The organism is Nocardioides nitrophenolicus (genome assembly GCF_016907515.1).
GTDB classification, from domain to species: domain Bacteria; phylum Actinomycetota; class Actinomycetes; order Propionibacteriales; family Nocardioidaceae; genus Nocardioides; species Nocardioides nitrophenolicus.
This window is the reverse complement of the sequence record NZ_JAFBBY010000001.1, coordinates 4,402,461-4,414,821: the sequence shown is the minus strand read 5'-3', so window position 1 is coordinate 4,414,821 and position 12,361 is coordinate 4,402,461. Positions and strand designations below refer to the sequence as shown.

Here is a 12,361-nt window from a genome sequence, read left to right as displayed (position 1 = left end):
GCCGTCCTCGACTCGTTGCCGGAGTAGTCGTAGACACTGCGCCAGGGTGGGCAGGGTCGGACGGATAGCAGGCCGGCGCAGCAAGCAGAATGCGTCCGACAATGCGCCGTCTCGCCCACAGAGCGACGCAGGCAGGCCGACACACTTCCTGAACACGCTCGTGCAACCTCCCCCGCCGGGCGATCGAGGAAGGCCGCCGTCACGGAGTCGCTACCTCGTGAATGATCACGACGTGGCCCTCGAACGCCGACGACAAGCAGTCCCTCGACTCCAGGATCTCGCCGACCTTGGCGGCTTCCACGTATCCCCCACTTCCGCGAACGGGTTCTCCGAACGTGACGAGGCCGACGCCGGGAAACTCGACTCCGCTCGAGTCGGCGGCAACTCGCGACCCTGCAGGTGCAACGAGTGGATAGTCGCCAAGCGTGACGCACCCTTGCTTGTTGATCTGCAGGATTCCACTGAGCGCCGCACCCAGATAGTCGCCGTCGCCTGAATCTGACCGGACCATCAGGTTCGCCGACACCTTCGTGGACGCTGGGAGATCCTCGTTGCTCGAGATGGCGACGTAGATGGCCACGGCCGCCCCCACCGCCGCCGCTCCTAGGATGATGAGCACGGCTCGATCCGCTCGGATTCGAGCAAACTGCTGCGCGATGAACATCGGGGTCACCCCATCGTGTTGCGATTTGTCGGTGTTCGGTTCACGTCGAAGCACCGCTGGACCAGGTCGTCAGCCGCACCGTCCACGCGCACCTCCTCCTCCGCGCCGCCAGCCTGTCACCGATCACGACTCGCGAGCCGCCGAAAAGGTTGCGTCGGCCCTCGTCGTTAGGGTGGCGACGTGCCGACCTTCGTGCTCGCCTCCGCCTCTCCCGCCCGCCTGGCGACCCTGCGCAGCGCGGGCCTCGACCCGACGGTGATCGTCTCGGGCGTCGACGAGTCCCAGGTCCGCGACGTGCCGCCGGCCGAGCTGGCGCTGCGCCTGGCCGAGCTCAAGTGCGGCGCCGTGGCCGGTCGCGAGGAGGTCCCGGCCGACGCGCTGGTGCTCGGCTGCGACTCCGTGCTCGAACTCGACGGGGTGGCGCTCGGGAAGCCCGACGACGCCGACGACGCCGTCCGCCGGTGGCAGGCGATGCGGGGCCGTTCGGGCGTCCTCCACTCCGGTCACTGCCTCCACGACCGCGCCACCGGTCACCAGGTCGCCGCCACCGCCTCGACGACGGTCCACTTCGCCGAGGTCACCGACGCCGAGATCGCGGCCTACGTCGCCACCGGCGAGCCGCTTCACGTCGCGGGCGCCTTCACCGTCGACGGCCTCGGCGGCGGCTTCGTCACCCGCATCGAGGGCGACCACCACAACGTGGTCGGGGTCAGCCTCCCGCTGGTGCGCGGGATGGTCCGCGAGCTCGGACACGAATGGACCGACCTCTGGGCGCGCTGACCCGGCTGCTCGCCGTCCTGCTGACGGCGTCCGCCCTGCTCGCGGCGCCGCCGGCGCGGGCCGAGGACCCCACCCTCGTGCCGGGCAGCCAGCCGATCACGCTGCCCGCCGACGCTCCGGCGACCTTCCGCCTCCAGCGCACCGCGACGGGGAGCACCTTCCACGTCGGCCTCTGGTACGTCGGCGCCGGCGACTCGGTCGGCGAGGGCGTCCGCGTGACCATCGGTACGACGCCCGCCGACACCGGCTGCGGCAGCGGCGCCGTGTTCCGACCGACCCTCGGCGAGCCGGCTCCCCTGCTCACGACGACCGTGTCGACCTGGACCGACCAGCCGGACCACCCGTGCGGCACCGCCGAGGAACTGTTCGTGACCGTCGGCCTGCCGAGCGATCCGGCCGACCGGGGACGTGCGGCGACACTGGTGGTCGAGGAGGAGCCGCCGCTGTCGACGTACGCGTTCGACCTGCTGCGCGAACCGGCCGCGCCGACCTGGCGGCCCCTCGCGGCGGACCCGTCGGCCGAGCCGGCCCGGGCCGGTACGACGCCGGCCGACGCGCCGCTGGTCGCCGCCGGCAGCCACCAGGTCGCGCTCCGGGCCGGTCGGCCGGCCGTGCTGGCCGTCGCGGTCGGCTGGGACCAGTCGCTGCGGGTCCAGGTCGACGGCAGCGCCGAGGCGACCGTGAAGATCCTCGGGCCGCTGCTCGGCGAGGACGTCGCGTCGAGCGGTCCGGGACGGGCGCAGAGCCACGTGACGTCGTACCTGCACCGCGACTCGTTCGACCCGACCCGGGCCGGTGCGTCGCTCGCCGGCGACCACTACGTGCTCGTCGAGCTGCCGCTCGGGGCCACCCCGGCGAAGGTGACGGTGACCCTCGCGGTCGACGGCGTACCTGGGGACGGGGTGCCGGACTACGGCGGTCCGGGGCGCGTGCACACCGGGACCGTCGCGCCCACGGAGTCCAAGCCCACGGAGTCCAAGGGGGACGACGGCACGCCGGTCGCGATGTGGGTCGGGGCCGGCGCGCTGGCGGTGCTCGGCGTTGTCGTCCTTACTCGACGGGGAGCCCGAGTCCGCGGGCGATGAGCATCCGCTGCACCTCGGAGGTGCCCTCGCCGATCTCGAGGATCTTGGCGTCGCGGTAGAACCGGGCGACGGGGTACTCCTCCATGAAGCCGTAGCCGCCGAAGACCTGGGTGGCGATCCGGGTCGCGGTGACGGCCGACTCGCTGGCGTAGAGCTTGGCGACCGACGCGGCCTGCTTGAACTCCTTCATCGACGGGCCGCGGCCGCCCTCCATCGCGTCCTTCATCGCGGCGGCGCGGTAGGTCAGCATCCGCGAGGCGTGCAGCATCACCTCGAGGTCGGCGATCTGGAAGGCGACGCCCTGCTTGCGCCCGATCGGGCCGCCCATGGTCTGCCGGTCGAGGGCGTACTCCACGCACAGGTCGACGCACGCCTGGATCAGGCCGACGGCGAGCGCGGCGATGGCGACCCGGCCGTCGTCGAGGATGGCGAGGAACTGGGCATAGCCCCGCCCGCGCTCGCCGACCAGGTTCTGCTCGGGCACCCGGCAGTCGGTGAACGAGAGCGGGTGGGTGTCGGAGATGTGCCAGCCGAGCTTGTCGTACGGCGGCTCGGCGACGAACCCGGGCGTGCCGGCGGGCACGATAATGGCGGAGATCTCCGGCTTGCCGGACTCCGAGACGCCGGTGCGGGCGGTGACGGTCACCAGGCTGGTGATGTCGGAGCCGGAGTTGGTGATGAACTGCTTGCCGCCGTTGATCACCCACTCGCCGTTGTCGAGCTCGGCGCGGGTCTTGGTGGCGCCCGCGTCGGAGCCGGCACCCGGCTCGGTGAGGCCGAAGCCGGCGAGCCGCTGTCCGGCGACCAGGTCGGGCAGCCAGGTCTTCTTCTGCTCGTCGGTGCCGTAGGTCAGGATCGGGTTGATGCCGAGGCCGACGCCGGCCTCGAGCGTCACGCCCAGCGACTGGTCGACCCGGCCGAGCTCCTCGATCGCCAGGCAGAGCGAGGTGAACGGGCCGTCGGACGCGTCGAGCCCGGCGCCGCCGTACTCCTCCGGAGCGGTGAGGCCGAACAGCCCCAGCTCCCCCATCTTCTGCACGACGTCGGTCGGGAAGTGGTGTGCCTTGTCCCACTCCGCGACGTGGGGGCGGATGGTGGCCTCGGCGAAGTCCCGGACGGTACGGCGGAACTCCTCGTGCTCGCGCGACAGCTCGAACTGGGTCATGAGCCCATCGTAGGCCACGAGGTTAACGTTTGTTAACCAGCGGCTCCCCCTAATTCCCGCGCATCGTCGACGGATCCATCGGAGGATGGCCCCCATGCCCCCCCTGCCTCGTGTCCTCGCCGCGCTCGCCTGCGCGGCCGGCCTCCTGCTCGCCAGCCCCGGCCTCGCCTCCGCCGCCGACCTGGTCCACACCGACCCCGCGCGCGACGTGCTGGTCGGCGACATCGAGGGAGACCGGACGCACCCGGCGCCCGGCGAGCGACGCGTCGACATCCGGCGGGTGACGGTCAGCCACGGCCTCGACTCCCTGATCGTCAGCCTCCGGACCCGCGGCCCGCTGCCGACCAAGCGGTTCTTCGTCGGGGCGCGGCTGAAGACCTCGGCGGGGAGCTTCGAGGTGACCTATGCGAGCTTCTACGGCGAGTCGGGTGTCTCCCTCACCCGCAATCTCGACGACATCGCGTGCGAGGGACTCACCGCCACCGTCGAGGCCAGGACCGCCACCCTCGTCGTCCCCACCGCCTGCCTCGGCACGCCCGCGTGGGCGCGGGTGGGCGTCGGCGTGGCCCAGATGCGCAAGAAGCGGATGGTGGTGGACGACGGGTTCAGCAAGGGCGTGGTCGGCGACGACCTGCGCCTGTCGAAGCGGATCGCCCGGGGCTGAGCCCGCGCCGCCTCCTCAAGCGGAACGACGATCGTCCACCAGGCTCGGTGGGCGATCGTCGCGGCGCGCGGCCCGGACGGCTCTGGCCCGGCCGGCCGCCTTGGCCTCGTAGAGCGCCTCGTCGGCGTACGCCAGGGCCAGGGCGATGTCGTCGCCGGCCCGGACCGGCGCGATGCCGAAGCTGACCGTCGGCATCGGGCTGGCCTCGTCGTCACCGCGGTAGACGCGGGCGATCGCGTCGAGCACCACCTCGGCGGGGGCGCCGCGCACCAGCAGCACGAACTCGTCACCGCCGAGCCGGCCGATCACGCCACGCAGCCCGACCACCGACCGGCAGGCGTCGGCGAAGGCGGTCAGCGCCCGATCGCCCGCGGCGTGGCCGAGGCCGTCGTTGATGCTCTTGAACCGATCGAGGTCGGCGACCACCACCGCGGCATCGGCCCGGACCAGGCCCCGGTCGATCTCGCGCTGCGCGGCCCGGAGGAACTCGGCCCGGTTGAGCAGGCCGGTCAGCCCGTCGCGCGTCGCCTGCACGCGCAGCTCGGAGGTCTGCTGCTCGTGGCTGAGCGCCGACATGCTGAAGGTCACCACGACGAGCAGCACCATCATCAGCAGGGTCGTGACCTGACCACCGAACACCGCCCGGAACAGCGGGTCCGCGGGGCCGACGGCCACGAAGGCGATGGTGCGAGCGAGGTAGAACAGGGCGATCACGGCCGAGGCGAGCGCCATCGCGGTGAGCACGAAGCGGTATTGAGCGCGGGTCGCGACGCCCGGCTCGAGGGCCCGCAGCAGCAGCGTCAGCTCGCGGGCCGAGGCGCCGATCAACAGCGCCATGGCCGCCAGGTAGACCGCGCCACCCGACCAGATGTCGGTCCGCGGACTGTCGGCGAGCGAGACGACCAGCACCAGCCCGGGCCCGACGAGCACCTGCCAGGCCCGGATCCGGCGCTCCCGCAGGCTGCGCCCGCCGGCCCAGACGCAGGCCGCGCCGAGGGCACCGGTCGCATTGCCCATCGGGTTGGCGAGCACCTGCGCGGGGGTGCCGTTGGCGAGGAACAGCGAGGCGCTGACGATGAAGCAGGCCAGCGACGCACACCACCAGCCGCTGTACGAGGACCGGGTCGAGCGGTAGGTGACGCCGTAGAACAGGACGAGGACACAGGCCGCGACGAGGCCGAAGGCCACGCGCAGGGTCAGGGTGTCCAGCATGGGTCCAGGCTAGGTCGCCCACCCCCGCGCGCGGACCGGAGAGCGCCGATCATGACCGAAGGCCGTCGCGCCATGGTCAATCCGAGCGATCTCCCGCACCGGCGCGCGGGGACGAAGGTCCCGATCGGCCGCGGATCGAGTGCACGGCGCCGGCACGTAGGCTCCGCAGCGTGAGCCAGCTGCGCGACCCCGCCCACCGGGTCAGTCCCCGGGCCCGCCTGATGTGGCAGGTCGAGACCGGCATCACCGCGCTCGTGGTGGTGGTCGGGATCGGCGTCGCGGCGGTGCTGCTCGGCCCCGACGACCTGCGCTGGTGGCTGGTCGCGCTGGCGGTGGTGGTCTGCGCGACGGTGGCGGTCGTCGTACCCCGCTGGCGCTATGCCGTGCATCGCTGGGAGGTCTCCGCGAACGCCGTCTACACCCAGCGCGGCTGGTGGGCGCAGGAGCGCCGGATCGCGCCGATGTCGCGGGTGCAGACGGTCGACCTGGCCCAGGGACCGCTCGCGCGGCTGTTCGGGCTGGCCACGGTCACCGTGACCACCGCCTCCGCGGCGGGCCCGCTGCAGATCGAGGGCCTGGACCGCCCGGTCGCGCTCGCCCTGGTCGACGAGCTGACCCGCAAGGCGGACCTGGCCGAGGGCGACGCCACGTGAGCCTGCCCGTCCCACCCGGGCCGCCGGCGCCCGTCGCCTGGCAGCGCCTCGACCCCCGGATGCTGCTGGTGCACCCGATCAAGGAGGTCGGCAGGTTCCTGCCCGTCGTGATCGGCCTGCTCGTGGCCGGCGGCGCAGCGGGCACCGGGCCGTGGGCCCTGCTCAGCGTGGGCGTACCCGTCGCGCTGGGCGTGGTGCGCTATCTCACCACGACCTACCGGATCGCCGACGGACGCGTCGAGCTGCAGCGCGGGCTGCTCCAGCGGCACACCCTGTCCACCCCGCTCGACCGGGTGCGCACCGTCGACCTGACCGCGTCGCCCGTGCACCGCCTGCTCGGCCTCGCCACCCTGGCGATCGGCACCGGCAGCGTCGCCAGCGACAACGACGAGCGCCTGGTCCTCGACGCACTGCCCCGCGAGGAGGCGGCCCGGCTGCGCTCGCGGCTGCTGCCCACCGTCGTCCCCGCGGAGGTCGGCGTCCCGGCGGACCAGGTGCTGCCCCAGGAGCAGGTGGTGGCCCGCTTCGCACCGCGCTGGCTCTGGTACGCGCCGTTCAGCGGCACCGTCCTGGTGGGCCTCGGCGCCATCCTCGGTACCGCCGCCCAGCTCAACGAGTCGATCCACATCCGGGTCAGCGAGGAGGACCTCGCGGCCATCGACCTGACCCTCGTCGCCGGATTCGCGCTCGCCGCGATCCTCCTCGTCGTCGCCCTCGCGGTGGGCGGCTACCTGGTCACCAACGGCGGCTTCGCGCTGAGCCGGTACGGCGCCGCCTGGCACGTGCGCCGGGGACTGCTCACCCGCCGCGAGACCAGCATCGACGTCGCCCGCCTCGCCGGCGCCAGCATCGGCGAGCCCGCCGCGCTGCGGGTCGCGCGCGGCCGCCGGGTCAACGCGATCGTCACGGGGCTCACCGGGGACCAGGCCGGCTCGGCGATGCTGCTGCCGCCCGCCCCGCGGACCACGGGGTACGCCGTCGCGGCCGCCGTCCTCGACACCCCGGCCCCGGTCGCCGCGCCGCTGCTGCCCCACGGCCGCGCGGCGACCACCCGCCGCTACAGCCGGGCCCTGCTCGGCGCGCTGCCGTTCACGGTGGCCGCCGTCGCCGGCGTGCTCGCGGGCGGTCCGGTCTGGCTCGCCGGGGTCGCCCTGCTGCCTCTCGGCGTCGCGCTGGCGCTGGCGACCGACCGGGCCCGCGCGCTGGGCCACGCGTACGTCGACGGCTACGTCGTGATGCGCTCGGGCTCGGTGCAGCGCAGCCGCGACGCGCTCGCGGCCGGCCACGTGATCGGCTGGAACCAGCGCGCCACCTGGTTCCAGCGCCGCGCCGGCCTGGTCGCGCTCGCCGCGACGACCGCCGGCGGCAAGGGGCAGGTGCGCCTGCCCGACGTACCGACGGACGCGGCGATCGCCCTCGCGGAGGCGGCGACCCCCGGCCTGGTCGGCCAGTTCCTGGAGGAGCGATGAGCGGACAGCCCGACGGCAGCTACGCCCCGGTCGCGAACGACCGCCCCGACCCGGGCGAGGTGGTCTGGGCCTGGGTGCCCTACGAGGACGACCCGACCCAGGGCAAGGACCGCCCGGTGCTGGTGATCGGCACGGCCACGGGCGGCGACGGGCACGAGGTGGTCCATGCACTCGCGATGACCAGCAAGGACCACGACCGCGACGAGGCCCAGGAGGCCGCCGCGGGCCGGTACTGGATGGACATCGGCACCGGCGCCTGGGACCCTCGCGGCCGGCCCAGCGAGGTCCGGCTCAATCGCCTGCTGGTCCTCGCCGTCGATGCCGTACGCCGCGAGGGAGCCGCCCTCGCGCCGGCGACCTACGCCGCGGTGATCGCCGCTCGGCAGCGCTTCCTGCGCTGACCCGACCCTCAGCCGCCGACCCGAGGGCTCAGCTGCCCGCCCGCAGCCCAAGGTCGTCGGCGAGCCGGGCGAGGTGGTGCTCGAAGAGCGCGGCCGGGTCGCCGAACGCGTCGGGGCCGTACTGGCCGAACACCTCGAAGCTGATGCACCCGAACATCCCGGCCCACACCAGCACGCCCGCCGCGAGCACCTCGTCGGGCAGGTCGATCCCGAACTGCGCGCGCACCTCCTCGAAGCCGGCGGCCAGCGCGGGCGGCACCGGCGCGACCTGCTCCCGCACGGTCAGGGCTCCCTCGGCCAGCGCCGCGGCGGCCAGCTCGAGGAGCATCCGCACCACGCGGGTGCCGGGACCCGTCGTCTGCTCGGCCGGAGCCTCGTAGCCGGGCACCGGGGCGCCGTACAGCAGGGCGTAGGTGGCCGGCTCGACCAGCGCCCAGGTCCGCACGGCGCGGCCGTACTCGAGGAAACGGTCGCGGTGGCTCCGTCGTGCGAGTGCCGGGTGGCGCAGGGCCAGCGCGACCGCGTCGGCCATCTCGTCGTAGCCGTCGACGACGAGCAGGGTCAGCAGCTCGTCGCGGCTCTTGACGTAGCGGTAGACGGCTGACGACACCACGCCGAGGTCCCGCGCGACGGCGCGCAGCGAGAGTGCCGCGGCGCCGTACTCGGCGAGGTGCTGGCGCCCGATCCGGGTGATGTCCTCCATGGTCTGCGCTCGCGCCCGCGCCCGGGGAGTGGTGGCCATGAGCGCATCATGCCACGAACGTGAACGGTGACCTCAAAAGTGAGCACTGCTCTTGCTTTTCGTGCCGAGAGCAGGCATTCTCGAAAAACAGAGAGCACTGCTCTCGTTTCAGAGACCTGAGAGAGGAACCCCATGAGCCACCACGTCGTCACCGGAGCCGGTCCCGTCGGCAGCACCGTCGCCCTGCAGCTCGCCGACCAGGGCGAGCGCGTCGTCCTCGTCACGCGCTCGGGCAGCGGCCCGGAGCACCCGCTCATCGATCGGCGCCGCGCCGACGTCGGCCGCCCGGGCGCTCCCGACGGCCTCCTGGAGGACGCGCTCGCCGTGCACCACTGCGTGCACGCGTCGCGCTACGACGCCCGCACCTGGCGCGCCGAGCTGATCCCCACCGAGCGCACCCTGCTCGAGGCGGCGGGTCGCGCGGGCGCGGTCGTCGTCTTCCCCGAGAGCCTCTATGCCTACGGCCGGGTGACCGGGCCGATCACCGAGGACCTGCCGCGCGCCGCCACGACCGGCAAGCCCGGCGTGCGCACCGAGCTGCTCCGGGCCCGGGCCGCCTCGTCGACGCCGACAGTGAGCGTGGCCGCGTCCGACTTCTTCGGACCGCGGGTGCTCACCTCCCACGCGGGCGAGCGGATGCTGCCGACGATCCTGGCGGGGCGCACCCTGCGGGTGGTGGGCAGCCTGGACCAGCCGCACTCCTTCACCTACGTGCCGGACCTCGCCGCCGCGATGATCCGGGCAGCCGCGGACCCGTCGCTGCACGGCTCCTTCCTGCACGCCCCGACCGCGCCGGCGCTCACCCAGCGGGCACTGGTCGCCGCGCTCGCCGCCGCCGCCGGCGTACCGGTCCCCCGCCTCGGCACCATCCCGGCCGGCCTGCTGCGCGCCGTCGGCCTGGTGCACCGCGACACCCGCGAGCTCGCCGAGCTGAGCTACCAGTTCACCGCGCCCTTCGTCCTGGACTCGGCCCGGAGCGAGGAGCGGCTGGGCCTGCGGCCCACGCCCTTCGACGCCGCGGTCCGGGAGACGGTCGCCTGGTGGCGCGCCCGCCTCAGCGCATGAGGAAGGACGCCCGCCAGACCTTGCGGTCGCGCTCGGCGACCATGCCGTTCTCCTGCAGCACCGGCATCACCTTCTCGCCCATCCAGGCGATCGTCTCGCGATAGCTCTCGTTGCCGAGGGCCTGCCGCCGGGCCTCGCGCGGGTCGAGCCCAACCGCGGCATAGACGTCGGGGTGCACCAGCGAGCGCATGGTGACGTAGGCGACCTGCGCGGTCATCGCCTGGTGCCAGCGCAGCTTGGGGCGGCCCAGGCCGCGCACCGACCTGGCGAGCTCGTCGCGGGCGAAGGTGACATGGCGCGCCTCCTCGGTCACGTGGATCCGGGCGACCATCCGGGTCAGCGGCTGGATGCGCTCGTCGCGCATCATCTCCCGCTGCCAGCGGTCGACCGGCTCCTCGCCGATCAGGATGCCGGCGTACGCACTGGCACCGCGCAGGGCGAGCGGGCCGAGCCGGGCCAGCCGGTGCGGCGTGGGACGCGGGCCGTAGGCCGGCACGCCCATCGAGCCGATCGCCCGGCCGAACATCACGGTGTGGCGGGTCTCGTCGCCGACCTCGGTCAGCGCGAACTGGGTGCGCGCGGAGGTCGGGTCCTCGCGATAGGCGTCGCGCAGCAGGATCTGCATGAGCACGATCTCGAACCAGATCCCCACGCTGGCGATGCTGGCGACCTCGTGCATGGAGAGGGTGATCCGCTGCTCCTCACTGAGGGAGCGCCACATCGGGGTGTCGTAGAGCGACATCCGCTCGGGCTGCATCCACCACAGGCCGGGGACGGGCGGAGCACTCCAGTCGAGGTCGACCTCCGGGTCGTACGACTGGCGCGCGGTCGACCGCAGCAGCCGCTCGGAGAGTGCGTCGTCGACGAGGGTCACGGGTCCTCCTGAGACATAGGTATTACCGTCGGTAACGGATAAAGGTACTCTTGTCCCCATGGCCCCCCACGTCAAGAGCGACGGACGCACGACCCGCTGGGAACGACACCGCGCCGAGCGGCGCGAGGAGTTCGTGCTCGCCGCCGTCCGCGCCATCGACTCGCTCGGACCGGACGCCTCGGTCGCCGACATCGCGGCCGAGGCCGGCGTCAGCAAGCCCGTGCTCTACCGCTACTTCGCCGACAAGAGCGAGCTGCACGCCGCGGTCGGCGCCTGGGCGGCCGACCTGGTGCTGGCCCGGGTGCTGACCGCGGTGCTCGCTCCGGCCTCCGCCCGCGACCGGGTGAGCGCCGGCGTCGCGGCCTACCTCGACACGCTCGGCGAGCACCCGCAGGCCTTCCTGCTGCTCAGCCGCCCGGCGGGCGGCACCGACCCGCTCGCCGCGGGCAAGGACCAGATCGCCGCCAAGCTGACCCGGCTGCTCGGCGACGCGCTGCGCCATCTCGGCGGCGACACCGGCGCGGCCGAGCCGTGGGCGCACGCCGTGGTCGGCCTCGGCACGTCCGTCGGGCAGTGGTGGCTGGAGCGGCACACCGTCTCGCGCGCCGCCGCGGCCGGCTACCTCAGCGACTTCATCTGGCACGCCCTGTCGGGCGCGGCCGCCGAGAGCGGCGTCGACCTGTCGCGGCTCGACGCCGGCGACGGCGACGGCGACGTCACCCCGATCCGCTCGGAGCGGCGGCGATGAGCGCCGTCCCCGCCGCCGCGTCCGGCCACGAGCCCCGGGAGGCGTACGACGGCCCCGCGGTGCTCGTCGTCGCCGACGCCGAGCACCCGGTCTCGGTGACCCTGCGCGGCGCCTTCCAGCCACTCGACGGCCACTTCCACTGGTACGGCCGGATCGCCGTCGACGCCGCCCTCGACGAGGTGCGCAGCGGCTCGGCGGTCACCCTGCGCACTCCCCACGGCGAGGCCGGCGGCAAGGTCGCCGACGTCGACCCGTGGGGCCGGTTCCGGGTCAGCGGGACCGGTCGGCCGCCGTTCTGAGCGCCGCCGAGGGGCTCAGCCGGGCGTGACGATCACGTTGACGGCCTCCAGCGCGGAGTCCGCGCCGGCCCGATAGGCATGGGGCACGTCGGCGGCGAAGCGCACGTGGTCGCCGGCCCCGACCGCGACCACGCGGCCGCCGTACGCGACCTCACCGGCGCCCGCGAGCACGACCAGCTGCTCCTCGACGCCGGCGGGATGCGCCGGCGAGGTGCGCTCGACGCCGGCCGCCAGCCGCAGCAGGTAGACCTCGGTCGTGCGGCCGGGCTCGCGCAGCACCCGGACCCGGGTCGCCACCACGCCCTCGTCGCCGACGGCGGCGCCGTCGTGGTCGTCGAGCAGCGCCGCGAGCGGCACGCCGAGCGGCGTCGCGACGGCGTACAGCGTGTCGAGCGTGGGGTTGCGGCGGCCGGTCTCGAGCTCGGAGAGCGAGCCCTTCCCGATCCCGGCCTGCGCGGCCAGCGCCGACAGGGACAGGCCCCGGGCCTCGCGCAGCGCCCGGATCCGGGCGCCGACCTCTCGCGTCATCGCCACCGCCCC

15 protein-coding genes are annotated in these 12,361 nt (G+C 73.9%); 9 read left to right on the top strand and 6 right to left on the bottom strand.

Annotated features, from left to right (window positions below):
- Positions 1 to 199: 199 nt before the first annotated feature.
- Positions 200 to 619, bottom strand: coding sequence for a hypothetical protein (locus JOD66_RS21245; RefSeq protein ID WP_204838794.1), 420 nt, complete (start codon positions 617 to 619; stop codon positions 200 to 202).
- Positions 620 to 844: 225 nt separating this feature from the next.
- On the opposite strand from JOD66_RS21245, the gene JOD66_RS21240 reads away from it, so the two are divergent.
- Positions 845 to 1,444, top strand: coding sequence for a Maf family protein (locus tag JOD66_RS21240; protein ID WP_204838793.1), 600 nt, complete (start codon positions 845 to 847; stop codon positions 1,442 to 1,444).
- Positions 1,420 to 2,529, top strand: coding sequence for a hypothetical protein (locus tag JOD66_RS21235; RefSeq protein ID WP_204838792.1), 1,110 nt, complete (start codon positions 1,420 to 1,422; stop codon positions 2,527 to 2,529). The genes JOD66_RS21240 and JOD66_RS21235 overlap by 25 nt, the downstream gene beginning before the upstream one ends.
- Here JOD66_RS21235 and JOD66_RS21230 read toward each other — a convergent pair.
- The gene (locus tag JOD66_RS21230) at positions 2,495 to 3,694 is read right to left on the bottom strand and encodes an acyl-CoA dehydrogenase family protein (protein WP_204838791.1); all 1,200 of its coding nucleotides are present in this window, start codon (positions 3,692 to 3,694) and stop codon (positions 2,495 to 2,497) included. The two genes, JOD66_RS21235 and JOD66_RS21230, sit on opposite strands and share 35 nt — an antisense overlap.
- 94 nt (positions 3,695 to 3,788) lie before the next feature.
- Between JOD66_RS21230 and JOD66_RS21225 the strand changes: the two genes are divergently transcribed.
- Positions 3,789 to 4,358 carry a hypothetical protein gene (locus JOD66_RS21225; protein WP_204838790.1) on the top strand — a complete coding sequence of 190 codons (570 nt, stop codon included), beginning with the start codon at positions 3,789 to 3,791 and terminating at the stop codon, positions 4,356 to 4,358.
- 15 nt (positions 4,359 to 4,373) lie between these two features.
- Here the strand turns inward: JOD66_RS21225 and JOD66_RS21220 are convergent, their stop codons facing one another.
- A complete protein-coding gene (locus JOD66_RS21220) occupies positions 4,374 to 5,570 on the bottom strand; it encodes a GGDEF domain-containing protein (RefSeq protein WP_204838789.1) in 1,197 nt (398 codons plus the stop codon).
- Between the two features lie 170 nt (positions 5,571 to 5,740).
- Here JOD66_RS21220 and JOD66_RS21215 point away from each other — a divergent pair, with 170 nt between their 5' ends.
- Genes JOD66_RS21215 through JOD66_RS21205 form a run of 3 tightly spaced genes read left to right on the top strand, consistent with a single transcriptional unit; the run spans position 5,741 to position 8,093 of the window.
- Positions 5,741 to 6,223, top strand: a complete 483-nt coding sequence (locus JOD66_RS21215; protein WP_307823638.1) for a PH domain-containing protein — start codon at positions 5,741 to 5,743, stop codon at positions 6,221 to 6,223.
- Positions 6,220 to 7,692, top strand: a complete 1,473-nt coding sequence (locus tag JOD66_RS21210; RefSeq protein ID WP_204838788.1) for a PH domain-containing protein — start codon at positions 6,220 to 6,222, stop codon at positions 7,690 to 7,692. Before JOD66_RS21215 ends, JOD66_RS21210 begins: the two co-directional genes overlap by 4 nt.
- The gene (locus JOD66_RS21205; RefSeq protein ID WP_204838787.1) at positions 7,689 to 8,093 is read left to right on the top strand and encodes a type II toxin-antitoxin system PemK/MazF family toxin; all 405 of its coding nucleotides are present in this window, start codon (positions 7,689 to 7,691) and stop codon (positions 8,091 to 8,093) included. The genes JOD66_RS21210 and JOD66_RS21205 overlap by 4 nt, the downstream gene beginning before the upstream one ends.
- A 28-nt stretch (positions 8,094 to 8,121) precedes the next feature.
- On the opposite strand, the gene JOD66_RS21200 is transcribed toward JOD66_RS21205, so the two are convergent.
- A complete protein-coding gene (locus JOD66_RS21200) occupies positions 8,122 to 8,835 on the bottom strand; it encodes a TetR/AcrR family transcriptional regulator (RefSeq protein ID WP_204838786.1) in 714 nt (237 codons plus the stop codon).
- A 132-nt stretch (positions 8,836 to 8,967) separates the two neighbouring features.
- Here JOD66_RS21200 and JOD66_RS21195 point away from each other — a divergent pair, with 132 nt between their 5' ends.
- Positions 8,968 to 9,900 (top strand): NAD-dependent epimerase/dehydratase family protein, encoded by a 933-nt coding sequence (locus JOD66_RS21195; RefSeq protein WP_204838785.1) that lies wholly within the window; start codon positions 8,968 to 8,970, stop codon positions 9,898 to 9,900.
- Here JOD66_RS21195 and JOD66_RS21190 read toward each other — a convergent pair.
- Entirely contained in the window at positions 9,890 to 10,774 is an 885-nt protein-coding gene (locus tag JOD66_RS21190; protein WP_307823637.1) for an AurF N-oxygenase family protein, read from the bottom strand. The genes JOD66_RS21195 and JOD66_RS21190 overlap by 11 nt on opposite strands.
- A gap of 58 nt (positions 10,775 to 10,832) precedes the next feature.
- Between JOD66_RS21190 and JOD66_RS21185 the strand changes: the two genes are divergently transcribed.
- Together JOD66_RS21185 and JOD66_RS21180 are read left to right on the top strand one after the other, a co-directional pair.
- On the top strand, positions 10,833 to 11,522 hold the full coding sequence (locus JOD66_RS21185) for a TetR/AcrR family transcriptional regulator (RefSeq protein ID WP_204838783.1): 690 nt from the start codon (positions 10,833 to 10,835) through the stop codon (positions 11,520 to 11,522).
- Positions 11,519 to 11,821 (top strand): DUF4873 domain-containing protein, encoded by a 303-nt coding sequence (locus tag JOD66_RS21180; protein WP_204838782.1) that lies wholly within the window; start codon positions 11,519 to 11,521, stop codon positions 11,819 to 11,821. The genes JOD66_RS21185 and JOD66_RS21180 overlap by 4 nt, the downstream gene beginning before the upstream one ends.
- A gap of 15 nt (positions 11,822 to 11,836) precedes the next feature.
- Here the strand turns inward: JOD66_RS21180 and JOD66_RS21175 are convergent, their stop codons facing one another.
- Positions 11,837 to 12,349, bottom strand: coding sequence for a helix-turn-helix domain-containing protein (locus tag JOD66_RS21175; RefSeq protein WP_204838781.1), 513 nt, complete (start codon positions 12,347 to 12,349; stop codon positions 11,837 to 11,839).
- Positions 12,350 to 12,361 lie beyond the last annotated feature (12 nt).